The 21,266-nt window shown below is 62.6% G+C and carries 22 protein-coding genes; 6 read left to right on the top strand and 16 right to left on the bottom strand.

Features of this window, described 5'->3' with window-relative positions; translation table 11 throughout:
• Nucleotides 1-15: 15 nt before the first annotated feature.
• The 9 genes from FJ958_RS26860 to FJ958_RS26820 form a co-directional block, all read right to left on the bottom strand.
• Nucleotides 16-1,344: an FMN-binding glutamate synthase family protein gene (locus FJ958_RS26860; protein WP_140607331.1), complete on the bottom strand. Its 1,329-nt coding sequence runs from the start codon at nt 1,342-1,344 to the stop codon at nt 16-18.
• 6 nt (nt 1,345-1,350) lie between these two features.
• Complete coding sequence (locus tag FJ958_RS26855) at nt 1,351-2,076, bottom strand: GXGXG domain-containing protein (RefSeq protein WP_140747605.1); 726 nt, start codon at nt 2,074-2,076, stop codon at nt 1,351-1,353.
• Nucleotides 2,077-2,080: 4 nt separating this feature from the next.
• Nucleotides 2,081-2,977 (bottom strand): glutamine amidotransferase family protein, encoded by an 897-nt coding sequence (locus FJ958_RS26850; protein ID WP_140747602.1) that lies wholly within the window; start codon nt 2,975-2,977, stop codon nt 2,081-2,083.
• Nucleotides 2,978-3,058: 81 nt separating this feature from the next.
• On the bottom strand, nt 3,059-3,388 hold the full coding sequence (locus FJ958_RS26845) for a hypothetical protein (RefSeq protein ID WP_140747599.1): 330 nt from the start codon (nt 3,386-3,388) through the stop codon (nt 3,059-3,061).
• Entirely contained in the window at nt 3,385-4,074 is a 690-nt protein-coding gene (locus FJ958_RS26840) for a hypothetical protein (protein WP_181176530.1), read from the bottom strand. Before FJ958_RS26840 ends, FJ958_RS26845 begins: the two co-directional genes overlap by 4 nt.
• Before the next feature lie 45 nt (nt 4,075-4,119).
• Nucleotides 4,120-5,526 carry an amino acid permease gene (locus FJ958_RS26835; RefSeq protein ID WP_140747596.1) on the bottom strand — a complete coding sequence of 469 codons (1,407 nt, stop codon included), beginning with the start codon at nt 5,524-5,526 and terminating at the stop codon, nt 4,120-4,122.
• Between the two features lie 15 nt (nt 5,527-5,541).
• Nucleotides 5,542-5,703, bottom strand: coding sequence for a hypothetical protein (locus tag FJ958_RS26830; RefSeq protein WP_140747593.1), 162 nt, complete (start codon nt 5,701-5,703; stop codon nt 5,542-5,544).
• A gap of 14 nt (nt 5,704-5,717) precedes the next feature.
• Nucleotides 5,718-6,095 (bottom strand): hypothetical protein, encoded by a 378-nt coding sequence (locus tag FJ958_RS26825; RefSeq protein WP_140747590.1) that lies wholly within the window; start codon nt 6,093-6,095, stop codon nt 5,718-5,720.
• Nucleotides 6,096-6,107: 12 nt separating this feature from the next.
• Entirely contained in the window at nt 6,108-6,395 is a 288-nt protein-coding gene (locus FJ958_RS26820; protein WP_140747587.1) for a hypothetical protein, read from the bottom strand.
• Between the two features lie 288 nt (nt 6,396-6,683).
• Between FJ958_RS26820 and FJ958_RS26815 the strand changes: the two genes are divergently transcribed.
• Genes FJ958_RS26815 through FJ958_RS26800 form a run of 4 tightly spaced genes read left to right on the top strand, consistent with a single transcriptional unit; the run spans nt 6,684 to nt 10,468 of the window.
• Nucleotides 6,684-7,817: an aminomethyltransferase family protein gene (locus FJ958_RS26815; protein ID WP_140747584.1), complete on the top strand. Its 1,134-nt coding sequence runs from the start codon at nt 6,684-6,686 to the stop codon at nt 7,815-7,817.
• Nucleotides 7,818-7,858: 41 nt separating this feature from the next.
• Nucleotides 7,859-8,455: a dimethylamine monooxygenase subunit DmmA family protein gene (locus FJ958_RS26810; RefSeq protein WP_140747581.1), complete on the top strand. Its 597-nt coding sequence runs from the start codon at nt 7,859-7,861 to the stop codon at nt 8,453-8,455.
• Nucleotides 8,452-9,417: a PDR/VanB family oxidoreductase gene (locus FJ958_RS26805; protein ID WP_140747578.1), complete on the top strand. Its 966-nt coding sequence runs from the start codon at nt 8,452-8,454 to the stop codon at nt 9,415-9,417. The genes FJ958_RS26810 and FJ958_RS26805 overlap by 4 nt, the downstream gene beginning before the upstream one ends.
• Nucleotides 9,418-9,427: 10 nt before the next feature.
• Entirely contained in the window at nt 9,428-10,468 is a 1,041-nt protein-coding gene (locus FJ958_RS26800; RefSeq protein ID WP_140747575.1) for a DUF3445 domain-containing protein, read from the top strand.
• A gap of 179 nt (nt 10,469-10,647) precedes the next feature.
• Here FJ958_RS26800 and FJ958_RS26795 read toward each other — a convergent pair whose 3' ends face one another.
• Nucleotides 10,648-11,373: an XRE family transcriptional regulator gene (locus tag FJ958_RS26795; RefSeq protein ID WP_140747573.1), complete on the bottom strand. Its 726-nt coding sequence runs from the start codon at nt 11,371-11,373 to the stop codon at nt 10,648-10,650.
• A gap of 260 nt (nt 11,374-11,633) precedes the next feature.
• On the opposite strand from FJ958_RS26795, the gene FJ958_RS26790 reads away from it, so the two are divergent.
• Nucleotides 11,634-12,992 (top strand): NAD(P)/FAD-dependent oxidoreductase, encoded by a 1,359-nt coding sequence (locus FJ958_RS26790; protein ID WP_140747570.1) that lies wholly within the window; start codon nt 11,634-11,636, stop codon nt 12,990-12,992.
• Between the two features lie 19 nt (nt 12,993-13,011).
• Here the strand turns inward: FJ958_RS26790 and FJ958_RS26785 are convergent, their stop codons facing one another.
• The 6 genes from FJ958_RS26785 to FJ958_RS26765 all read right to left on the bottom strand — a co-directional run bounded on the left by FJ958_RS26785 (nt 13,012) and on the right by FJ958_RS26765 (nt 20,235).
• A complete protein-coding gene (locus FJ958_RS26785; RefSeq protein WP_140747567.1) occupies nt 13,012-14,991 on the bottom strand; it encodes an ABC transporter permease subunit in 1,980 nt (659 codons plus the stop codon).
• Nucleotides 14,988-16,067, bottom strand: coding sequence for a glycine betaine/L-proline ABC transporter ATP-binding protein (locus FJ958_RS26780; protein ID WP_140747564.1), 1,080 nt, complete (start codon nt 16,065-16,067; stop codon nt 14,988-14,990). The genes FJ958_RS26785 and FJ958_RS26780 overlap by 4 nt, the downstream gene beginning before the upstream one ends.
• Before the next feature lie 76 nt (nt 16,068-16,143).
• Nucleotides 16,144-17,118, bottom strand: coding sequence for an ABC transporter substrate-binding protein (locus FJ958_RS26775; RefSeq protein WP_140747561.1), 975 nt, complete (start codon nt 17,116-17,118; stop codon nt 16,144-16,146).
• Nucleotides 17,119-17,145: 27 nt separating this feature from the next.
• Nucleotides 17,146-17,301, bottom strand: coding sequence for a hypothetical protein (locus FJ958_RS31705; protein WP_181176529.1), 156 nt, complete (start codon nt 17,299-17,301; stop codon nt 17,146-17,148).
• A 233-nt stretch (nt 17,302-17,534) separates the two neighbouring features.
• Nucleotides 17,535-18,404 (bottom strand): DUF427 domain-containing protein, encoded by an 870-nt coding sequence (locus FJ958_RS26770; RefSeq protein ID WP_140747558.1) that lies wholly within the window; start codon nt 18,402-18,404, stop codon nt 17,535-17,537.
• Between the two features lie 175 nt (nt 18,405-18,579).
• Nucleotides 18,580-20,235, bottom strand: a complete 1,656-nt coding sequence (locus FJ958_RS26765; RefSeq protein WP_140747555.1) for an ABC transporter substrate-binding protein — start codon at nt 20,233-20,235, stop codon at nt 18,580-18,582.
• A gap of 115 nt (nt 20,236-20,350) precedes the next feature.
• On the opposite strand from FJ958_RS26765, the gene FJ958_RS26760 reads away from it, so the two are divergent.
• Nucleotides 20,351-21,253, top strand: coding sequence for a LysR family transcriptional regulator (locus tag FJ958_RS26760; protein WP_140747552.1), 903 nt, complete (start codon nt 20,351-20,353; stop codon nt 21,251-21,253).
• Nucleotides 21,254-21,266 lie beyond the last annotated feature (13 nt).

Genomic DNA, 21,266 nt, shown 5'->3' with positions numbered 1-21,266 from the left:
TCTGGGTAGTCTTTGTCAGAAACCGTTCTTCCCCGGTATCCAATTGGTGCCGGCCAGCGGGACGCCGGCCATCGCGGCTGCCTCGATCGTCAGTGCGACGAGGTCCTCGGGTTCGAGATTGTGCAGGCTGTTCTTGCCGCACGCGCGCGCAATGGTCTGAGCCTCCAGTGTCATCACTTTCAGGTAATTGGCCAACCGCCGTCCCGCCGCGACCGGGTCGACCCGCTTCATCAGATCGGGATCCTGCGTGGTGATGCCGGCGGGGTCGCGGCCCTCGTGCCAGTCATCATAGGCGCCGGCCGTGGTGCCGAGGTCGTTATACTCCGCCTCCCAGCGGGGGTCGTTGTCGCCAAGCGCGACCAGGGCTGCCGTTCCGATCGAGACCGCGTCGACGCCCAGCGCGAGCGCCTTGGCGACATCGGCGCCGTTGCGGATGCCGCCGGAGATGATCAGCTGCACCTTGCGGTGCATGCCGAGATCCTGCAGCGCCTGCACCGCAGGCCTGATGCAGGCGAGCGTCGGCTGGCCGACATTCTCGATGAACACTTCCTGGGTCGCGGCCGTGCCGCCCTGCATGCCGTCGACGACGACGACATCGGCACCGGCCTTCACCGCGAGCGCGGTGTCGTAATAGGGGCGGGCGCCGCCGACCTTGACGTAGATCGGCTTTTCCCAATCGGTGATCTCGCGCAATTCAAGGATCTTGATCTCGAGATCGTCCGGCCCGGTCCAGTCGGGGTGGCGCGAGGCCGAGCGCTGGTCGATGCCCTTCGGCAGCGTGCGCATCTCGGCGACACGGTCGGAAATCTTCTGGCCGAGCAGCATGCCGCCGCCGCCGGGCTTGGCGCCCTGGCCGACGACGACTTCGATGGCGTCGGCGCGGCGCAGGTCGCGCAGGTTCATGCCGTAGCGCGACGGCAGATATTGATAAACCAGTTGCTTGGAATGGCCGCGCTCTTCCTCGGTCATGCCGCCATCGCCGGTCGTGGTCGAAGTGCCCGACAGCGTCGCGCCGCGACCGAGCGCTTCCTTGGCGGGGCCCGAGAGCGAGCCAAAGCTCATGCCGGCGATGGTGATCGGGATCTTCAATTCGATCGGCTTCTTGGCGTGGCGCGAGCCGAGCACGACTGATGTGTCGCAGCGCTCGCGATAGCCTTCCAGCGGATAGCGCGAGATCGAGGCGCCAAGGAACAGCAGGTCATCGAAATGCGGCAGCTTGCGTTTGGCGCCGGCACCACGGATGTCGTAGATGCCTGTCGCCGCGGCGCGGCGGATTTCGGAAAGTGTGTAGTCGTCGAAGGTCGCGGATTTGCGGGGCGTTGTCGGCGGGTTGCGATAGGTCATGCTGCCTCAATACGCGTCGGCGTTGTCGATATTGAAATTGTAGAGGGTGCGCGCCGAGCCGTAGCGCTTGAACTCCGACGGCTTGACCCCGGTGACGCCGGCACGGTCGAGCAGGCCTTGCAGCAACTCCAGATGCTCGGGCCGCATCTCCTTGGCGATGCAGTCGGCGCCGAGGCTGTCGACCTTGCCGCGCACGAAGAGCCTGGCCTCATAGATGGAATCGCCCAGTGCATCGCCGGCATCGCCCAGCACCACCAGATTCCCGGACTGCGCCATGAAGGCCGACATGTGGCCGATATTGCCATGGACCACGATGTCGATGCCTTTCATCGAGATGCCGCAGCGCGACGAGGCATTGCCCTCGATGATCAAAAGGCCGCCCTTGCCGGTGGCGCCGGCATACTGGCTGGCGTCCCCTTTCACGGTGATCGAGCCCGACATCATGTTCTCGCCGACACCGGGTCCCGCCGAGCCATGCACGGTGATGGTGCTGCCGGAATTCATGCCGCCGCAATAATAGCCGACGCTGCCGCGCACATCGATGCTGACAGGCTGGTCGACGCCGACGGCGACCGAATGATTGCCCTTCGGGTTCAGCACTTCCCATGCCGTTTCGTTCGAGCCGGGGCCCAGACTGTGCAGTGCCTGGTTCAGCTCGCGCAGCGACATGACGTCGAGATCGAAGACGCGCGCATGGGCTTGGTCGAGCGTTGCCTTGGAGGTTGCCGTCATGAACTCAATGCTCCCAGAAATAGACGGTTGCGGGCTCGGGCTCCCAGACCCTTGCATTGTCTATGCCGGGCAGTTTGGTCAGCGCGCGATATTCCGAGCCGAAGGCGACGTACTGGTCGGTCTCGGCCATGACGGCGGGCTTGCAGGCGATCGGGTCGCGCACGACGCCAAAACCGTTCTTGGTGCCGACAACGAAGGTGAAGAAGCCGTCGAGGTCGGAGAGGGTGCCTTCCAGCGCCTCGCCGAGATTCTTGCCATGCGCCATCTGCGAGGAAAGGTAGGCGGCCGCGACCTCGGTGTCGTTTTCGGTCTCGAAGGTCATGCCTTCGCGGATCAACTCGCGGCGGACATTGTTGTGGTTGGAGAGCGAGCCATTGTGCACCAGGCACTGGTCGGCACCGGTCGAGAATGGATGCGCGCCCATCGTCGTCACCGCCGATTCGGTCGCCATGCGGGTGTGGCCGATGCCATGCGTGCCGGTCATCTTGCGGACATCGAAGCGATCGACGACCGCTTCGGGCAGGCCGACCTCCTTGTAGATCTCGACCACGTCACCGGCGCCCATGACGCGGACGTCGGGACGCAACGTCTGGATGGCCTCGCGGGCCTCGTCGATCTTGTCGGGGCGGGTCCTGACCACGGCGTGGGTCGACTTCACCGCGATGCTCACTGGCACGCCGAGCGCCTTGGCGAGCTCGGTATCGAGGTCGCGAAAATCGCTGCCTGGTTTCGCCGATTGGATGGTGATCTTGGCTTCGTTGCTGGATGGGGCGCCATAGATGGCGATGCCCGCGCTGTCCGGGCCGCGATCGCTGAGCGATACCAACATCTCCGACAGCATCGCCCCGAGCTTGGGCTCCAACGATTTGTCCTTCAGAAACAGCCCGACGATTCCACACATGTCAGCCTCCGACCTTTGTTCTCTGGAGATGTACCGAATGAGTTCCGGGAATTCAATGGGATGAAAAAAATATTCCTGTAGTTATATATCTGCTTGCGCACCGCCACCGGCGGTATCGTCCTGGTGGCGTTCGCTGTGAACCCGTTTGGCGGTGCGGATGCGGGCGATCTTGTAGGCGTCGAGTATCGACAGCGCATAGATCAGGAGACCACCCGCATGGCGGCCGACGAAGCTGGCGTCCGGCGGCGCGATCTTCGTCGTCACCCACGCCAGGATCACCATGAAGAAGATGAACTGCAGGCCGCGCACCGGCACACCGAGAATGACGTGTCCGCTTGCCGGCAGGATGATTGCCGCGCCGAGAACCAGATACGGGTTCGGTGGAGCGGGCGCTTTGGTTGTGCTGGTCATGCAGCCTGCCTTTCAGCATGGTTGATAGCGTCGCGAAGCGCCGAAATCGAAGTGAGCAACCTTTCGACCAGCGCCGGATCGAGCATTGCACCGCCGAAATCGGCCTGCCGGAACACGCCGTAACGCGCGCGCTGCGCCTCGGCCAGGAGCCAGACGATACGAACGCCCTTGGGTGTGATGAGCAGCTCCTTGGCGCGTCCGTCGCAAAAGAGATCGAGATGGCTGGCAATCAGGCCCTGCGGAAAGCGTGCGCCCCTGCCGTCTGTCCGCAGCACTGCTTCCGCCGGAAATCCCGGGGCCCTCGGCAGCGTATGTTCCAGGTGGTCGAAATTGGAGAACGTCGTCGGCGACCCTGGGCGCATCATCATATCGAAAGCGGCGGGGACTGCGACCTTTTCGAGGATCGAGATCGATAACCAGCGAACCGGCAGCTTTCGCGTCGCCAGCGTGTCGACGATGGTCCGCACCTGAACGCGCCGGCCGTTCCATGAGCCTTCCCAGGTGACGATGCCGGCGGTGCCGTCCGAGACATTGGCTGCATCCGAAATGACGCAACGAAGGCTGGCTTGTTCGACCGCAAGTGCGGCCGAAGCCCTGTTGCGGCTGGCGCGCACCAGCCACATCAGGTGAAGGACGAGAGCCAGGGCAATCGCCCCGGCGAGCAGTGCTGACGTCACCTCGGACACCTTGTCATGCCATGCCCGCCCGGGATCCGGACGGGCCTTCTTCCATCAATACCCCTGAGGCTTCGGCCACGGCATGGAGAACTGATCGCCGCGACGCACGAACTTGTAGCGGTAGAAATGAAACCATACCGAGATCAGGAAGTAGAACGCGATCATCGCGATCAGTTGCGAACCGAAGCCGAGGAAGATGGCGAAGTAGGTGACCACGCAGAGGCAGAACAGCACGATGGCCGGCAGCGGATGGAAAGGATGCGTGTAGCCACGGCGGATCGAACCCAGCGGCCACTTCTTGCGGAACATCATGATGTTGATGCTCATGAACGTGTATTGCAGCACGCCAGACAGGATCGAGAAGGTGATCGCCTGGTTGAGGTCGGCGATGAAGGCGAAGGCGAGCGCGATCGGCAACAGGAACAGGATCGAGCGGTAGGGTGTGCGATATTTAGGATGCACGGCCGAGAACCAGCTCGGCAGGTAGCGGTCGCGGCCAAGCGAGAACCAGGCGCGCGCGGCATCGTTGATGCAGCCATTGGCGGAGGCGATGGCGGCAAGCAGCGTCGCGACGAACAGGAGGTTTTCGAGCAGCGGGCTGCCGGTCAGCTTGCCCGCGTCCCAAAGCGGATAGGGCGTGATGCCGAGATATTCCCATGGCATCAGCGAGGCGCAGACATACCAGGTCATGGCGGCGGCGATGAGCAGGGTGATCATGCCCGCCATGGTGCCGTAGGGGAGCGAGCGTGCCGGCGAGCGCACTTCCTCGGCGGCCTGCGTGGTACCCTCGATGCCGAGATAATACCAGATGCCGAACTGGAAGGCTGCGATGACGCCGATCCAGCCATAGGGGAGCGCATTGCCAGGCGTGACCAGTTCGTTGAGCTTCAGCACCGCGCCTTGCGTCCACGGGCTGACCGAGAAGAACAGGATCACGATCGAGATATAGGCGATCGCGGTGATGACGAAGTTGACGTTGAGCGTCATCAGCACGCCGCGATAGTTGAGCCATGCCAGCACCACGATGGTGGCGGCGATGAAGGAATTGTGGGTGAGCCCATCGATCCCCGCCTTGGCGACGATCGTGTCGCCGAGCAGGATCGCATCGGAGACTTCGAGCATCGTGTAGGCGAAAACCAGGAACAGCGCGACGTTGAAGGCCATCAGCGGCCCGACGATGTGTTTTGCCTGGGCGTATTGGCCGCCCGCGGCGGCAACGGTCGACGTGACCTCGGAATCGATCATGGCGACGGATGTGTAGAGCAGGCCAACGACCCAGCACACGATAAGCGCCGCCAGCGTACCGCCCTTGTCGGCGGAGAAGTTCCAGCCTGTGAATTCGCCGACCAGGACGATGCCGACGCCGAGCGCCCAGACATGGGCCGGGCCGAGCACCCTGAGCAGCGAAACCCTGTCGCCGCCATTTACCGCCGTTCCTGCCGTTTCAACCGCGACCGTCATCGTTCAAATCCCCACTCAGATACGGTGTTTTTCGGAAACGGCCTCAAGCTCGCCTTCGCGCGATGAGGTCAGAACGCCCTCGCTGTAGGTCGTGTCGACCTTGAACCAGTCGAAGAGCATCCACAGGGCGAGCACGATCGAGATGCCCCAGCATGCATAAGAGAGTGCTATCCACATGATGCTTCCCCGGTCTACTTGTCTTCGAATTTCTCGTTGATGACGTCGCGATATTCCCGGTCGGATGCGCGGAACAGGAACACAAAATAGGCGATCAGCACGATCGCCATGATGATGAGCGTCGGCCAGTCGATCACATAGTGGAACCGGTTCTGGATGACGTCATGCGCCGTTTCCGGCGTGTAGCCCAGCTTTTCCCAGATCGAGGCCATGGTTGGATTCTGGCCGAGGGCTTCCCAGGTCTTGGCGTCGAGCGCGTCGATGGATTTGGCCGCGCCGGCGAGGCCGAGCTTCAGCGGCAGCCATAGCGCCACGAATATGGCCACCACCACGACGACGATATCGAAGATCTGCCCGGTCTTGCTCTGCTCCGGCGGCGTATAGCGGGACATGGCTCCTACCTCTCAGGACTTGCGGTTGCGGAACGCGTCCGCGTTCTTGATGTCGAGCCCGTAGATGAACTCCTTGTCTTCCTTGTAATGCCTGACCATCGCCAGGATGGCGGCCGTGTTGAAGATCAGCACGGCGGCGGCGGCAACCGCTACGACGGCCTTGATGCCGCCGTGTGGGATGTAGGGCCATGTCATGGAAAGGACGAACAGGATCGTCGCCCACAGGCAGATGATCAGGAGCGCGGAGCCGCGTAAATCGGAACGGTACAGCGCTTCGATGCGCTGCTGCAGGTCTGACATCGGTTTTTTCCCCTTTTTCCGGCGCCCGGTTCCGAAGTTGCCGCTCGCCGCTCTCTTTCAAGAGAGTGAAATTTTTTTCACAAAATCAGCCCGATTTCCGGAATTGTCAAGATGAATTTACGCAGAGTTAACCGCTTGGCCAGGGCAATGAATTTTGCCTGACAATGAAATTATTTGCTTTCAGGGGATTGCGGGTCTCCCTCGTTTGCGGTCAATATTCGCGCAAAGCCCCAGCCGCTGTGCAAAGGGGCAGGGAACATCAACGACTATCGGACGGAGGACGATCGGATGACGGCATCCTGGAGATTTTCGACCCTGGCGGATCGCCATCGCGCGCTGGGTTCGAAGCTCGAAGACTGGAGCGGCATGGGGACCGCCTGGACCTACGACAAGGATGCCGACGAGGAATACATCGCCATCCGCACCAAGGCCGGGCTGATGGATGTTTCCGGCCTGAAGAAAGTCCATATCACCGGGCCGCACGCCTCGCATCTCATCGATCTCGCCACCACGCGCGACGTCGAAAAGATCTATCCCGGCAAGTCCGCCTATGCCTGCATGCTGAACGAGGCGGGAAAGTTCACCGACGACTGCATCCTCTACCGCACCGGGCCGAACGCCTGGATGGTCGTGCATGGCTCAGGCACCGGCCATGAGGAGTTGCAGCGGGCGGCAACGGGCCGTGACGTGTCGCTGCGTTTCGACGACAATCTGCACGACCTGTCGCTGCAGGGGCCGACAGCGGTCGACTATCTGGCCAAGCACGTGCCCGGCATTCGCGACCTCAACTATTTCCACCACATGCAGACGCAGTTGTTCGGTTTTCCCGTCATGATTTCGCGCACCGGCTACACCGGCGAGCGCGGCTACGAGATATTCTGCCGGGGCCAGGATGCCGGCACGATCTGGGACAGGATTCTTGAAGAGGGCAAGAGCGACGGCATCATCCCGTGCCGCTTCACCACGCTCGACATGCTGCGCGTCGAGAGCTACCTGCTGTTTTACCCCTACGACAATTCGCAGAAATACCCGTTCGAGAACGAAGGCCCCGGCGATACGCTCTGGGAACTCGGCCTCGACTTCACCGTCAGCCCCGGCAAGACGGGCTTTCGCGGTGCCGAGGAACACTATCGCCTGAAAGGCAAGGAGCGCTTCAAGATCTACGGCGTGCTGCTTGACGGCAAGGAACCGGCCGATGAAGGCGCTCCTGTCTATCGCGACGGCAAAAAGGTCGGCGTGGTGACCTGCGCCATGTATTCGCCGCTGGTCGAGAAATCGATGGGCATCGCCCGGCTCGATGTCGACTGCGCGGTGAAGGACACCAAACTCGAAATCCGCAACAAGAGCGGTTCGATCAAGGCGACCGCGCAGCCCTTGCCGTTCGACGATCCCAAGAAGATCAAGCGTACGGCGAAAGGCTGAGGCATAATCGGCAGCGAGGGGTTCGAGGCACGAAGACTTAAATGGCAGCCAAAAGCATCATCAGCCGGCCGGTCTACGGAACGCTCTCTCCGCAGCCCGGCAAGCACCATCTTTTCATCGCCGATGCGGAGGGGGCGCTCGCTATATCCGAGATGGCCGCGAAAGCGCCGGCCGGCTTTTTCGACGACGCCCAGATCGTCTTCATCCCCGGTCCTGACGGCAAACACATCGCCGCGCTGGAATCGCTGAGGCCGGCGCAGTTTCACCGGGCGCCGTCCTTCGCCAGCCTGCTGCCGAGGCTGAAGCAGACGCTGAGCAATGCACATATGGGCCTGCGCCTCTATCTCAGCGGCACCGAAGGGCTGATCGGCCAGGCCATGCAGGTGGCGCTCGAAGCCGGCATCGATCATACCTCCGTGCAGACCGAGCATCGCGGCTCGCTGGCGCGGCGCATGCAATGCGTGCACTGCAAGGGCATCACCGAGAATGTGACGACGCAGCCCGCCACCTGTTCGCATTGCGGCCTGCTGCTTCTGGTGCGCGATCATTATTCCAGGCGCCTCGCCGCCTTCCAGGGCGTGTGCATCAATGCCGAGGATCGCAGCGAAATTCCTCCGATGGAGGAGGCCTTCCCATGAGCACCGGCACAACCAAGCTCGATGTGGTGGTCAGCGATGTCGTTCCGGTGAACGACCTCGTCACCCGCTTCCATTTCCGCCGGCGCGACGGCGAGCTCCTGCCGACTTTCTCCGGCGGCGCCCATGTCGTGGTCGAAATGCGGGACGGCGAGCGCACCAGGCTCAATCCCTATTCGCTGATGGGCTCGCCGCTCGACACGCGCGAATACACGATCTCGGTGCGGCGCGACGATGTCGGCCGCGGCGGCTCGCTGTTCATGCACAGGCACGTAAAGCCGGGCCTGGAGATGGTGATCAGCTATCCGGTCAATCTGTTCTCGCTCGACCTCAGGGCGAAGAAGCATCTGATGCTGGCCGGCGGCATCGGCATCACGCCGTTCATGGCGCAGACCGCGCAGCTGGCGGGGGAGGGCGGGAATTTCGAGCTGCACTACACCTGCCGCACCGCCTCGCTCGGCACCTATGCCGATGTGCTGAGGGAACGTTACGACCGCCGTGTGCGGCTCTACCATGACGACCGCGACGAGCGCATCGATCTCGACCGTCTGTTGTCGACGCAGCCGCTCGGCACGCATCTCTATGTTTGCGGTCCCGCCGGCATGATCAACTGGGTGCGCGACCGCGCGGCCGCCTTGGGCTGGCCCTCGGAGGCCGTGCATTTCGAGCATTTCGCGGCACCCCAGCCGGGTCTGCCCTTCGATGTGACACTTGCCGTCAGCGGCAAGACGATCCGCGTAGGTTCGCAGCAGAGCCTGCTCGAGGCGATCGAGGCGGCTGGCGTCGATCCACCCTATCTCTGCCGTGGCGGTGTCTGCGGCCAGTGCGAAACCAATGTCATTTCGTATGACGGCAAGTTCATCCACAACGACCATTGGCTGAGCGAGGAAGACCACCGTTCCGGCTGCAAGATCATGCCGTGCGTGTCGCGCTTCGAAGGCAAATCGCTGGTCTTGGAAAGATAAGGAGGCGAGCTTGGGAATCACCTTTCGCAAGGAAACGTTCCGCGACGACTTCACCTTCAGGAACAGCCCGGAGCACATCAGGCGGTTTCCGTTCCCGTTCCACGAAGACAGCTACATGTATGCGGTCAACATCGAGCCGCATGTCGTCGGCCCGAAGGGCAGCGTGCTCGAAAACCTGATCGACGTCGATGAGCACTATGTCGCTGAGATGCAGGATCGCGCGCTGGTGCTGGCCGAGGACCCGCTGCGCTGCCAGTCGCTGCCGCACATGACGCTAGCCGGCTGGGATCTGCTGGAACTCCTGATGGAGCAGCAGGCGCTGGGCTATCCCGAGCATTTCACGCTGACGCGCGACGGCGACCGCTGGCGCTGGATCAACAGGCCGCTCGGCATCGACGACACCTTCACCTTCGGCGACACCTCGACGCTGCCTTATGGTCCGATGGAATACATCACCCGGCAGAGCCAGGGCGATTTCTGCATCCTCGACCAGCGCGACGGCAATCTGTGGATGGATGCCGGCATGGTCACCACCCAGGCCGACTGGTCGCTCGATTTCGACATCGGCATGAACTTCTTCGAGTGGCACGCGCCGGTGCCGCTGGCACATGAGAAGGGGATTTTCACGCGCGCGCTGAAGTTCCTCACCAACATTCAGCAGGGCAAGCCGGCACGGCGCCTCAACTGGACGATGACCATCAATCCCCGTCTCGATACGAGCCCGGAAAATTACCACAAATGGGGGTCGGACCGGGCGACGGTCACGCCCGAGAATGTCGGCGATAAGGTGCATCTGCGCGTCGAATTGCAGAGCTTCTGGCGGCTGCCGCGCTCCAACGGCATCGTCTTCCCGATCCGCTGCTACCTGATCAAAATGGACGAACTGGTGACGCAGCCGAAATGGGCACGGCGCCTGCATCGGGTGATCCGCGACCTGCCCGAGGAGCTTGCCACCTACAAGGGCTTGACGCGCTATCGACCGACGCTGGTCGAGTGGCTGTCGAAGCTCGATGACGGCAGCCCGACGAGCCCGGGGTTTGGGCCGGATTAGAGCTGGCCGCTGAGCTGCTAATCTCCCCACTTGAGGGGGAGATGTCGCCGAAGGCGACAGAGGGGGGCGCCGCGCGTGGAGCGCTAACCTCGTCCGCCGTAGAACGTTCAGCCTCCAGTCGAACCGACCCCCTCTGGCCTACCGGCCATCTCCCCCTCAAGGGGGGAGATCAATTCCGCTCACCCCGCACTATTCTGCGGATAACAAATAATCGACAGATAGCGCATCGGCAGCTGTGTCAGCTGTTCGGGCCCGTGCGGCGCGTCGGCGTCGAAGAACAGACTATCGCCGGGCTTCATCGGATAAAGATTGCTGCCGTGCCGGTAAACGACCTCGCCTTCGAGCATGTAGAGGAATTCCATGCCCTCATGCTGGAAGGTCGGGAACACGTCCGAATCTTCGGTCAGCGTGATCAGATAGGGTTCGACGACCACACCACTGGTGTTGGACCCGATATGGCCGAGCAGATTGTACTGATGGCCGGCGCGCGTGCCGCGCCGCTCGACGTCGAGCCCTTCCCCAGCCTTGACGAAGACGGCGCTGCGCTCTTCCTCGAAACGGCGGAAGAAGGCAGTGACGGGAACCCCCAGCGCTCGCGACAGAGCCTGCAAGGTGGTCAGCGACGGCGAGGTGATGCCGTTCTCGATCTTGGACAGCATGCCGAGCGAAATGTCGGTGGCGACAGCCAGGTCGGCGACGGTGATGCCGAGCTTCTTGCGGAACGCCCGCACCTCGCGGCCGATCGCGACCTCCAGCACTTTCTCGCGGGTGTCACGAATGGCATGGGGGTTCTGCGTCAGCGGCGCGCGGATGGTCTTCCCGTCCGCCGAGACCCTCGGCTGCGGCTTTGGCTTGGCGCTCGCGGAACTGGGACCAGTCCTGGAAGCGGAAATTTTCTTCGCCATGTCTCCCGAACCCCCAAGGATTTATTTCACCCAAGGTGAACATGTCAGGTGCCGATACAGGAGCGCAACCGCGACGGCAAGCCATCTTGTGTCGCATGTGCCGGTCCCATGATTGCAGGCGCCGCGGTTTTTTCGCCAGGAATTCATCGCGCGCGAACGCCGTTCCCGCAGTTGGCTGTTGACAGCACCAAAGGGCCAATTACTGTCACTGTCAGTGAAATTTGTTTCGCTGGGGAAATCAAAAAAGTGGAGGCCCGGAAATGAACACTCGCGTTGCCGTCATCGGAGCCGGACCGTCCGGTCTGGCACAGCTCAGGGCCTTCAAGTCGGCCGCCGACAAGGGCGCCGATATTCCCGAGATCGTCTGCTTCGAGAAGCAGGCCGACTGGGGCGGCTTGTGGAACTACACCTGGCGCACCGGCCTCGATGAGCATGGCGACCCCGTGCACGGCTCGATGTACCGCTACCTCTGGTCGAACGGGCCGAAGGAATGCCTGGAATTCGCCGACTACACCTTCGAGGAGCACTTCGGCCGGCCCATCGGCTCCTATCCGCCGCGCGCCGTGCTGTGGGACTACATCAAGGGCCGCGTCGAGAAGTCGGGCCTGCGCAAATGGGTGCGCTTCAACAGCCCGGTGCGCATGGTGACGTTCTCGGACGAGACGAAGAAATTCACCGTCACCGCGCATGACCGCACCAACGACGTCACCTATTCGGAAGAGTTCGACAATGTCGTCGTCGCCTCCGGGCATTTCTCGGTGCCCAACGTTCCCTATTTCGAGGGTTTTTCGACCTTCAACGGCCGCATTCTCCACAGCCACGATTTCCGTGACGCGATGGAGTTCAAGGGCAAGGACATCCTGATCATCGGCCGCTCCTATTCGGCCGAGGACATCGGTTCGCAATGCTACAAATACGGCGCCAAGTCGATCACCTCCAGCTACCGCTCCAAGCCGATGGGCTTCAAATGGCCTGACAATTGGAAGGAAGTGCCGCTGCTGCAGAAGGTCGTCGGCAAGACGGCCCATTTCAAGGACGGCTCGACCAAGGATGTCGACGCCATCATCCTGTGCACCGGCTACCTGCATTCCTTCCCGTTCCTCACGGATGACTTGAAGCTCAAGACCGCCAACCGCATGTGGCCGCTGGATCTCTATGAGGGCGTCGTCTGGGAGAAGAATCCGAAGCTCTTCTATATCGGCATGCAGGATCAGTTCTACACCTTCAATATGTTCGATGCGCAGGCCTGGTACGCACGCGACGTCATCATGGGCCGCATCAAGCTGCCCTCCGCCAGGGCGATGGCCGAGCATGGCGCCAAGTGGCGGGCGCGTGAAGAGACGCTGGAAGACGCCGAGCAGATGATCTGGTTCCAGGGCGACTACACCAAGGAATTGATGGACCAGACCGATTATCCTGGCTTCGACGTCGAGGCGGTCAACCGGACCTTCATGGAGTGGGAGCACCACAAGGCGGAAGACATTATGAGCTTCCGCGACCACGCCTACCGCTCGCTGATGACCGGCACCATGGCGCCGCTGCATCATACGCCGTGGCTGCACGCGCTCGACGATTCGATGGAGAGCTATCTCGAAGTGAAGGGCGTCGCGGCGGAGTAGCCGCGACGCATCTTCCCGCCTATCCCAGCCTTGCCCGGGCCTTCGCCGTCCAGGCATTGAACAGCCGGTCGGCGACGATGCCGATGAAGGCGATGGCCAGGCCAGCGACGATGCCGCGGCCGGAATCGGCCTTGGAAAGTGCGATGAACACTTCCTGGCCAAGGTCGCGTGTGCCGACCATGGCGCAGATGATGATCATGGCCAGCGCCATCAGGATGGTCTGGTTGACGCCGAGCATGATCTCGGGGAGCGCCAGCGGCAATTGCACGCGGAAGAAGGTCTGGCGCGGCGTGCAGCCGGACACCTTTGCCGCCTCGATCAGTGCCGGCGGCACCTGCCTTATCCCGTGATTGGTGTAGCGGATGGCCGGCACCACGGCGAAGGCGACGGTGGCGATCATCGCGGTGACGTCGCCAACGCGAAACAGCATCACCACTGGAATGATGAAGCAGAAGGACGGCAGCACCTGCAGTGTGTCGATGATGGGTGTTACGATCTTCTCGAAGCGGTCGCTGCGCGATGCCGCGAACCCGATCGGGATGCCGATCAGGCAGGCGATGAAGGCCGAGATACCGCAGAGATAGACTGTCGCCATGGTCTTTTCCCAGAGTCCGGTCACGGCGCAGAAGGCGGTCAGCGCCGCGACGAGCGCCGCCAGGCGCAAGCCTGAGAGTTGATAGCCGGCAAGGCCGAGCAGGAACACGGCACCCAGCCACGGGAAACCCTCGCAGAAAGCGCGCACCGGGTTGAGCACGTTGAGGATAAGCGCGACGCGGAACGCCTCGATCGTGTCGAAGAAGTTGATCGTCACCCAGTTCACCGCCGCTTTCCACAGCGGGGCGGTGGTGAAGGTGATCGCCTTGGGCACCGCCGCGAAGGCCGGCAGGAACAGGCCGAGCAGGGTCGTCGCGATGAGGATCGCGATGGCCAACGACAGATTGGGGTGGCGCCGCCAGACGCCTGGGGTCGTCTCTTGACGGATATGACCCCTGGCCTGCTTGTGTGCGATGGCCTGGCTCAGCCGGTCGAGCGCGATGGCCAGCGCGACAATGGCGAGACCTGCTTCCATCGCCTCGCCGACCTTCAGCGCGCGCAGCGCCAGAAGCACATCGTAACCCAGGCCACCGGCGCCGATCATCGACGCGATGATCACCATGTTGAGGGCCAGCATGATGACCTGGTTGACGCCGACCATCAGCGTCGGCCGCGCCGAGGGCAGCAGCACCCGCCACAGTTTCTGCCGCGCGGTGCATCCCGCCATGTCGCTGAATTCGCCGATCTCGAGCGGCACGCGCGATAGCCCCAGCATCGTGGCGCGCACCATCGGCGGCGTGGCGAAGATGGCGGTGGCGATCATCGCCGACACCGGGCTGTTGCCGAACAGAAGCAGCATCGGGATGAGATAGGCGAAGGTCGGGATCGTCTGCATCAGGTCGAGGGCAGGGGAGACCACCAGCCTTTCGGCCCACGGCTTGCGCCACGCCCAGATGCCGGCCAACAGCCCGGTGACGATGCAGAACGGCACGGCGATGGAGATCAGCGCCAGCGTGAGCATGGCGCTGGTCCACTGGCCGAACAGCGCGATGTAGAGGAAGCAGCCGCCCACCAGCAGACTGAGTTTCCGACCTCCCACGGCATGGCCGGCGAGGAAGGCGGCGGCGCACACGCCGGCCCAGGACAGGCGTGGCAGGACATAGGCGTCCGCGCCATGACCGATCTTGAAATTCTTGGCCAAGAGATCGAGCGCGAAATCGAGCGGCACGCCGAGCACCGCTGTGATCGAACGGGTCAGCCAGGAAAGGTTCGACTTGATCCAGCCCATCAGCGCGCTGACCCACTCGGCGACGGGGACGACTGCGCCGGCGGGATAGTTCACCGCCCAAGGAATGGTGTCTTGCAGCAGGAACATCATGAGCACGGCGGTGAGTGCGAGCGCCCAGATGACGAGCCACCGCTGAACCGGCTGTCTCACCTTGCTGGCGCTTGCCGTTACTGTCATGTGCCGGCTGCCGCGCGCTCGATGCCGGCCAACAGATCGATGACGGCTTGCGGCGTCACTTCGCCGATCGGCTTGCCGGTGCCGTTGACCACCGCGAACGGCTTGCCGGCTGAAACGATGTCGGCCGAGAAACTGGCGATCTTGGCATCCGGCGCGACCACGCCGCCATGCTCCGCGCCTTCGCAGGCGCGCATCAGGCTGCGCGCCGAGATCACCTTGGCGCGGTCGACATCGCGGGTGAACTCGGCGACATAGTCGGTCGCCGGGTTGACCACGAGCTCTTCCGGCGTGCCGATCTGGATAACCTCGCCATCCTTCATGATAGCGATGCGGTCGGCGAGCCTTATCGCCTCGTCGAAATCATGGGTGATGAAGACGATGGTCTTGTGTAGCATGGTCTGCAGCCGCATCAACTCGTCCTGCATCTCGCGGCGGATCAGCGGATCGAGCGCGGAAAACGGTTCGTCGAGGAACCAGATCTCGGGTTTGGTGGCGAGGCTGCGGGCGATGCCGACGCGCTGCTGCTGGCCGCCGGAGAGTTCGCGGGGATAGAAATGCTCGCGGCCCCGCAGGCCGACAAGCTCGATGACTTCGCGGGCGCGCGCCTCGCGCGTCGTCCGATCCTGGCCCTGGATGCTGAGCGGAAAGGCGATGTTGTCGAGCACGTTGAGATGCGGCAGCAAGGCGAAATTCTGGAACACCATGCCCATGCGATGGCGTCGCAACTCGATGAGCGCGGCGTCGGAGATTTTCAGCAGGTCCTTGCCTTCGAACTCGACCTTGCCGTGGCTCGGCTCGACCAGCCTGGACATGCAACGCACCAGCGTCGACTTGCCCGAGCCGGACAAGCCCATGATGATGAAGATCTCGCCCTGGCGTATTTCGAGATCGACGGCGCGCACCGCGCCGACCAGTCCGGCCGCGGCGACATCGGCCATGCTGGCCTTGCCATCGCGCTGGCGGATGAAATTGGCCGCGTTCGCTCCGAACAGCTTCCACACATTGCGGCAGGCGAGTTTTACCGGACGGCTCCCCGTGTCCGGTTGCGTCGCCCCCTGTTCAGTCCTGTCCGTCATCCAATCGTCCTTGTGGAACATCAACAGCCGAGGCCCGGCCGATCAACGGCCGGGTCTCACTTTCCAGTCGGAACGATCACTGCGCCCAGGCTTTCCAGTCGGCTTCGTGTGCGGCGATCCACGCTGCAGCGACATCCTCTATCGGCTTGCCATTCAGGTCGACCTCGCCGCTCATCTTGTTGAGCTCGTCGGTGTCGATCGTGTAGGCCTTGGCCACCTTGTAGGCGACAGGCCACTTGTCTTTCATGCCGTTCCAGGAGTACTTCCAGATCTCGCCATGCGGCTTGCCGCAGTCATATTTGGCGTCGGGGTTCACGCCCCATTTGGGGTCGTTGTAGCATTCGGGCGTATATTCGGGGAATTGCACCCATTCGCCCTTGTACTTGGCCGGCGCCCAGTGCGGCGAGTAGATCCACAGCATGATCGGCGCCTTGCGCTGATAGGCCGACTCGAGCTCGGCGAACATCGCGGCATCGGTGCCGGCATGGATCACGGTGAAGGGCAGCTTCAGCGCGGCAACGCGCTCGTCATCAAAGCCTTCCCATGTGACCGGGCCTCCGAGATAGCGTCCTTTCGGTGCCGTCTCGGCGGTCGAGAACGATGCCGCGCAAGTGGCGTCGAGCAGCGCATGCCAGTCCGGCAAGGTCGGGCACTTTTCCTTCATATATTCGGGAAACCACCACTCCTCCTTGGCCTTCGGCCCGAGCTTGCCGAGCCGCTCTGTCTGGCCGGTGGCGTCGGACGCCTTCATCGCCTCGCCGGCGGTCGTGTCCCAGAATTCCAGGCCGACATCGAGGTCGCCATTGGTGAGGCCGGTGGTCAGGCTGGAGAGGTAGTCGGCGGTCGGATATTCGACCGTGTAACCGAGCTTTTCGAGGATGCCGCCGAGGATCTTGGCGTTGAGGTTGACGCTGGTCCAGTCGAACAGCGCGATCTTGATCGGGTCGTTGGATTCCGGTGCCGCGGCATTGGCGATCGGACTGATGGCACTTGCCGCGGCAAGTGCCAGGGCTCCCATTGAGAATTTCGAAATCACACTGCGAAGTGGCATTGCTTGTTCTCCTTCAAGCTGTGATGGTTATTGGTCGTTCCCTTCTTGCGTCTTTTCTTGATTGTCTGAAAAAAAATGATCGTTGCGCAAGGCCTCTGCCGCCATGCCGCAGCCAAGGCCGGCGCAGGCGCGATGATGCTCGATTTCGGTGGTGACGGATGCTGCCGAGGTGGCCAGTGTCATGGCCGATGCATCGCTGCGGGAGCGATCGTCCGCGGATCGATTGCCAGTCCTGCGGCGCCCTGCGAGGTGCGAGCCATCACGGTCCCATGATCTCGGCTGTCGGCCCGGCGAGCCCCATCTCGCCAAGGCCGTTTCATGGGATGAAATTATATATACCAACGTTCATGCGGCGCAACGACTAACGCTTCGCCGTGTCGGAATTTCAGACTGCAGGCGAGGTTGGGCGCATTCGCTCAGAAATAACCGTTCGAGGCAGCGGTGGCTTCCTTCGGAACTTCGACGCCGTCGATCAGGATCTTGTCGACCAGTTCGTGGTGGAAGCAGACCAGTCCCTTGACACGCTCCGCCTCGTGCACCGGCTCCGGATAATACCAGACGAGGTTCTCATGCCGTTTCTTGGCTGTCGTCACGTGATAGTAGTTGGAGATGCCCTTGTAGGGGCAGCGCGAAACGTAGCGGCTTGGCGCGAACATATCGAGCCGCGTGTCCGAGATCGGCAGATAGTGGCGCACCGGATGACCGGTCTCAAACAGAAACACCCCACGGCGTGAATCGGCAACTTGCTCGCCATCGAGGATGACTTGCACCCGCCGCGACGAGGGCAGGCAGTCGACCCTTCGGAACGGGTCGCGGGCGTGGACGAAAATCTCTTCGTCCTCCTCATACCAGTGCGTCATCTTTGGCCAATAGAAGGACATGTAGTCCGTCAGCAGCGGAGATCCCTTGACCGGATCGAGATAGCGCCAGGCGGCATCCTCGACCAGCGTGATGCCAGTGTTGAGCGAATAATGCGTGGCGACGCCCTTGAACGGGCTCTCGGTCGTCGTCGTGCTTGGCAGCAGGAACTCCTCGCGCACGTCGCTCATCGGGAAATAATAGACGGGCAAATGGTCGGATTCGTAGAGCACCAGCGCCTTGGTCGTATCGGCGACGACCATTGACCCCACCTGCACGCGAAGCCGCTTCTGCATCGGCATGGTGAAGGCGACATATCCCGGCTCGAACTCGTACTGGACGATATTGTCGAGCAGGGGGAAATGCGGCCCGCGGCCGCGCAGATGAGGCTTGCGAATGGTAGTCTCCCGTTTCTTTTCTTTTGTCATCGAGTGTTGGCCAAAAGTGAGATGAGCTTCGGATTGAGCTGTTGTATCGGAGAGGGGTTCCGGGCGGCGGGTTTCTCCTGCATCCAGCTGCTGGAACGATGGCCCCCATCGCTCTTCGCAACCCTTCTGCCGGATAGCCTCACCGCCCGAAAAGCGGGTTGTCCAAGTCAAGCCTCTATCCCAGGGACACACGATCGAGCAGCAGCCCGGCGGCGATTGGCGGCAGGCCGCTGACATTCTTGCGCACCGGCACCAGCAGATCGGGGAAATAGCTGAAGATGACCGGCGTCTCGTCGAGCAGCAGTTTCTGAATGTCGGACGCGGCCGCGCGCTGCGCGCCGATGTCGAGCGCTTTGAGATAGGAGGTGACCATGCCCTCATAGGCCGGGTTCTTGAAATGCGCCGCGTTCCACGGCCCGTCGCTGACCAGCGGGCTTTTCAGGAAGACATTGGGCACGCTGCGATGGGCGTAGTCGGTGATGCCGAGCGGGCTGTCCAGCCAGTCCGATTGGCCGAACACCGCCTTGCCGTAATATTTGTCCTGGTCCTCGATGTTGAGCGAGATGCGCGCGCCAATCTCCTTGGCGAAGTTCTGGAACAGTTGCGCGTAGCCTGGAATGTCGGAATAGCGCAGCGTCGTCAGGGTGATGTCGAAGCCGCCGGCCAGCCCCGCCGCCTCGAGCAGTTGCTTGGCCGTGGCGATATCCTGCGTGCGCTGCGGCACCGACTTGTCGGTGGCCGGAAACGCCGGCGCGAACGGGCTGTCATTGCCGGTCGCTGCCATACCGCGGCACAGGCCATCGACCAGCTTGGAGCGATCGATGCACAGCGCCAGCGCCTGGCGCACACGCTTGTCGGTGAAGGGCGCCATGTCACAGCGCATGTGGAGCTGCCGGTGCGCGGTCGAGGCGACGCGCAGCACCGTGATGTCGGGGCTGTTCAGCACCACCTGGCTGACGTCGAGCGGAACGGCGTCGAGAACGTCGACCTCGCCGGCCTGCAATGCCAGGATGCGCGGTTGCACGTCGCCGTAGAACTTGAATTCTAGCCGGTCGGGCAACGCCTTCTCGCCCCAATAATCGGGGTTGCGCACGAAGGTCGCGCCGACCTTCGGCGTATAGCTTTCCAGCCGGAACGGTCCGGTGCCTTCGAAGGTCTTTTCGTAGTCGCCCTTGTAGCTCGCCGGCAGGATGACGGCGTTGTAATTGTCGATCGACACCGAATAGGGAAAGCTGCCGTTAGGCGCGTCGAGATGGAAGGCGACGGTGTGATCGTCGACCTTCTGCGTGCCGCCCTTCGACAGCAGGCCCTTGAACACGGAAAGGGCGTTGGAAGCGCCGTTAGGGTCGGCCAGCCGGTCGAAGGTCGCGACGACGTCCTCGGCCTTGAAGTCCTCGCCATTATGGAATTTCACGCCCTTGCGCAGCTTGAAGGTCCACACGCTGCCATCCTCGTTCGGCGACCAGCTTTCCGCCAGCACCGGTTTCAAGGTGAGGTCGGGCTGGGTGACGCACAAGAATTCGGCGGTCTGGAAAACCAGCTGGTAGCTGCCGCTGTCATAATAGGTGACGGGATCGATCGCGCCGCCCGGCGTAGCGACGCCCGCGCGCACCGTGCCGCCCGGCATGCCCTCGGCGCGGGCTTGCTGCGTGCCGAGACCGGCAGCGGCGACAAGGCTGCCCAGGAACGGCAGGGAAAGGCCAAGCACGCTGCCATGACGCAGGAAACCGCGACGGTCGAGCCTGCCGGCCAGCAATTCGTCGACAGCGGAATTTTCGATCGCGGTGAGGTTTCTGCGAGCGGCGTCGATCATCCTGAAATGCCTTGGCATGGCTGCATTCCTCGCTTGCCCTTGGGGGATTGGCCATTTAGGTCATTGTTGACCGCGACCGGAAAGCGATATTTTTTGATGGGGTCCATCGAAATTTTCGATGCAGGAGTGATTCATGGATACCGAGAACCTGCGCAGTTTCCTGGAGGTTGCCGAACATGGCAGCTTCACCGTCGCGGCCAGCCGGCTCAACCTCGCCCAATCCACCGTCAGCGCGCGAATCAGGGGGCTGGAGGAGCAGTTGGGGCGCCGGCTTTTCGTCAGGGATCGCGATGGTGTGACGCTCACGCCGGCCGGCCGGCAGTTCCTGCCGCACGCATCCTCCATCACCCGAACCTGGGAGCAATCCAGGCAGGACATCGCCGTTCCCGATGGCTATGAGAGCCTGCTGCGGCTGACCGCTCCCGCCTATTTGTGGGAACGTATCATCTCGCCATGGGTCGAGTGGATGCGTGCCGAACGGCCGAACGTGGCGCTGCGGCTCGAAGGCAGTTTCCCGGATCTGGCGATCGATCAGCTGGCGGAAGGCTTGCTCGACATCTGCATCCTCTATCTGCCACGCCCGCATCCAGGCATCGTCTATGAGACGCTCGCCGTCGATCAGGTCGTGCTCGTCCAGCATGCCAGGCAGACGAAGCCATGGACCGAAAATTACATCCTGATGGACTGGGGGCTGGAATTCCGCATCGAGCACGACCGTGCCTTTGCCGGCATGGTGAAGCCGGCGATTTCGGCTGGGCTGGTCTTCATCGGGCTGCAGCATGTCTTGTCGCAGCAAGCGGCGGCCTATCTCCCGCTCAGCGCTGTCAGCGGCCATATCGAGCGCGGCGAGATGCGGCGTATCGACAACACGCCGGTGTTCCAGCGGCCGATCTATCTTGCCTATCCGTCGAACCCGGTTTCCTCGGATGTCCTGGATGTCGCGCTCACCGGGTTGCGCACGCTGGCCGGGGACTGGCGCAGCGACCAGGGTTTTTCGGAAGGCGACCGCTCGCTGGGCATGACCGGGCGGATGTGACGGGCCGGCATGG

Source organism: Mesorhizobium sp. B2-3-5, assembly GCF_006442395.1.
Taxonomy (GTDB): Bacteria; Pseudomonadota; Alphaproteobacteria; order Rhizobiales; family Rhizobiaceae; genus Mesorhizobium.
Note: the sequence above shows the minus strand (reverse complement) of the source record. Positions and strands in the feature narration are given on the sequence as shown.

Excerpts from the sequence above, each read along its gene's own strand:
- FJ958_RS26845 (WP_140747599.1), bottom strand. The coding sequence starts at position 3,388 with ATGACCAGCACAACCAAAGCGCCCGCTCCACCGAACCCGTATCTGGTT.
- FJ958_RS26760 (WP_140747552.1), top strand. The coding sequence starts at position 20,351 with ATGGATACCGAGAACCTGCGCAGTTTCCTGGAGGTTGCCGAACATGGC.
- FJ958_RS26790 (WP_140747570.1), top strand. The coding sequence starts at position 11,634 with ATGAACACTCGCGTTGCCGTCATCGGAGCCGGACCGTCCGGTCTGGCA.
- FJ958_RS26810 (WP_140747581.1), top strand. The coding sequence starts at position 7,859 with ATGGCAGCCAAAAGCATCATCAGCCGGCCGGTCTACGGAACGCTCTCT.
- FJ958_RS26830 (WP_140747593.1), bottom strand. The coding sequence starts at position 5,703 with ATGTGGATAGCACTCTCTTATGCATGCTGGGGCATCTCGATCGTGCTC.
- FJ958_RS26855 (WP_140747605.1), bottom strand. The coding sequence starts at position 2,076 with ATGACGGCAACCTCCAAGGCAACGCTCGACCAAGCCCATGCGCGCGTC.
- FJ958_RS26785 (WP_140747567.1), bottom strand. The coding sequence starts at position 14,991 with ATGACAGTAACGGCAAGCGCCAGCAAGGTGAGACAGCCGGTTCAGCGG.
- FJ958_RS26860 (WP_140607331.1), bottom strand. The coding sequence starts at position 1,344 with ATGACCTATCGCAACCCGCCGACAACGCCCCGCAAATCCGCGACCTTC.
- FJ958_RS26770 (WP_140747558.1), bottom strand. The coding sequence starts at position 18,404 with ATGACAAAAGAAAAGAAACGGGAGACTACCATTCGCAAGCCTCATCTG.
- FJ958_RS26825 (WP_140747590.1), bottom strand. The coding sequence starts at position 6,095 with ATGTCCCGCTATACGCCGCCGGAGCAGAGCAAGACCGGGCAGATCTTC.
- FJ958_RS26805 (WP_140747578.1), top strand. The coding sequence starts at position 8,452 with ATGAGCACCGGCACAACCAAGCTCGATGTGGTGGTCAGCGATGTCGTT.
- FJ958_RS26765 (WP_140747555.1), bottom strand. The coding sequence starts at position 20,235 with ATGCCAAGGCATTTCAGGATGATCGACGCCGCTCGCAGAAACCTCACC.
- FJ958_RS26850 (WP_140747602.1), bottom strand. The coding sequence starts at position 2,977 with ATGTGTGGAATCGTCGGGCTGTTTCTGAAGGACAAATCGTTGGAGCCC.
- FJ958_RS26795 (WP_140747573.1), bottom strand. The coding sequence starts at position 11,373 with ATGGCGAAGAAAATTTCCGCTTCCAGGACTGGTCCCAGTTCCGCGAGC.
- FJ958_RS26815 (WP_140747584.1), top strand. The coding sequence starts at position 6,684 with ATGACGGCATCCTGGAGATTTTCGACCCTGGCGGATCGCCATCGCGCG.
- FJ958_RS31705 (WP_181176529.1), bottom strand. The coding sequence starts at position 17,301 with ATGACACTGGCCACCTCGGCAGCATCCGTCACCACCGAAATCGAGCAT.
- FJ958_RS26835 (WP_140747596.1), bottom strand. The coding sequence starts at position 5,526 with ATGACGGTCGCGGTTGAAACGGCAGGAACGGCGGTAAATGGCGGCGAC.
- FJ958_RS26775 (WP_140747561.1), bottom strand. The coding sequence starts at position 17,118 with ATGCCACTTCGCAGTGTGATTTCGAAATTCTCAATGGGAGCCCTGGCA.
- FJ958_RS26820 (WP_140747587.1), bottom strand. The coding sequence starts at position 6,395 with ATGTCAGACCTGCAGCAGCGCATCGAAGCGCTGTACCGTTCCGATTTA.
- FJ958_RS26780 (WP_140747564.1), bottom strand. The coding sequence starts at position 16,067 with ATGACGGACAGGACTGAACAGGGGGCGACGCAACCGGACACGGGGAGC.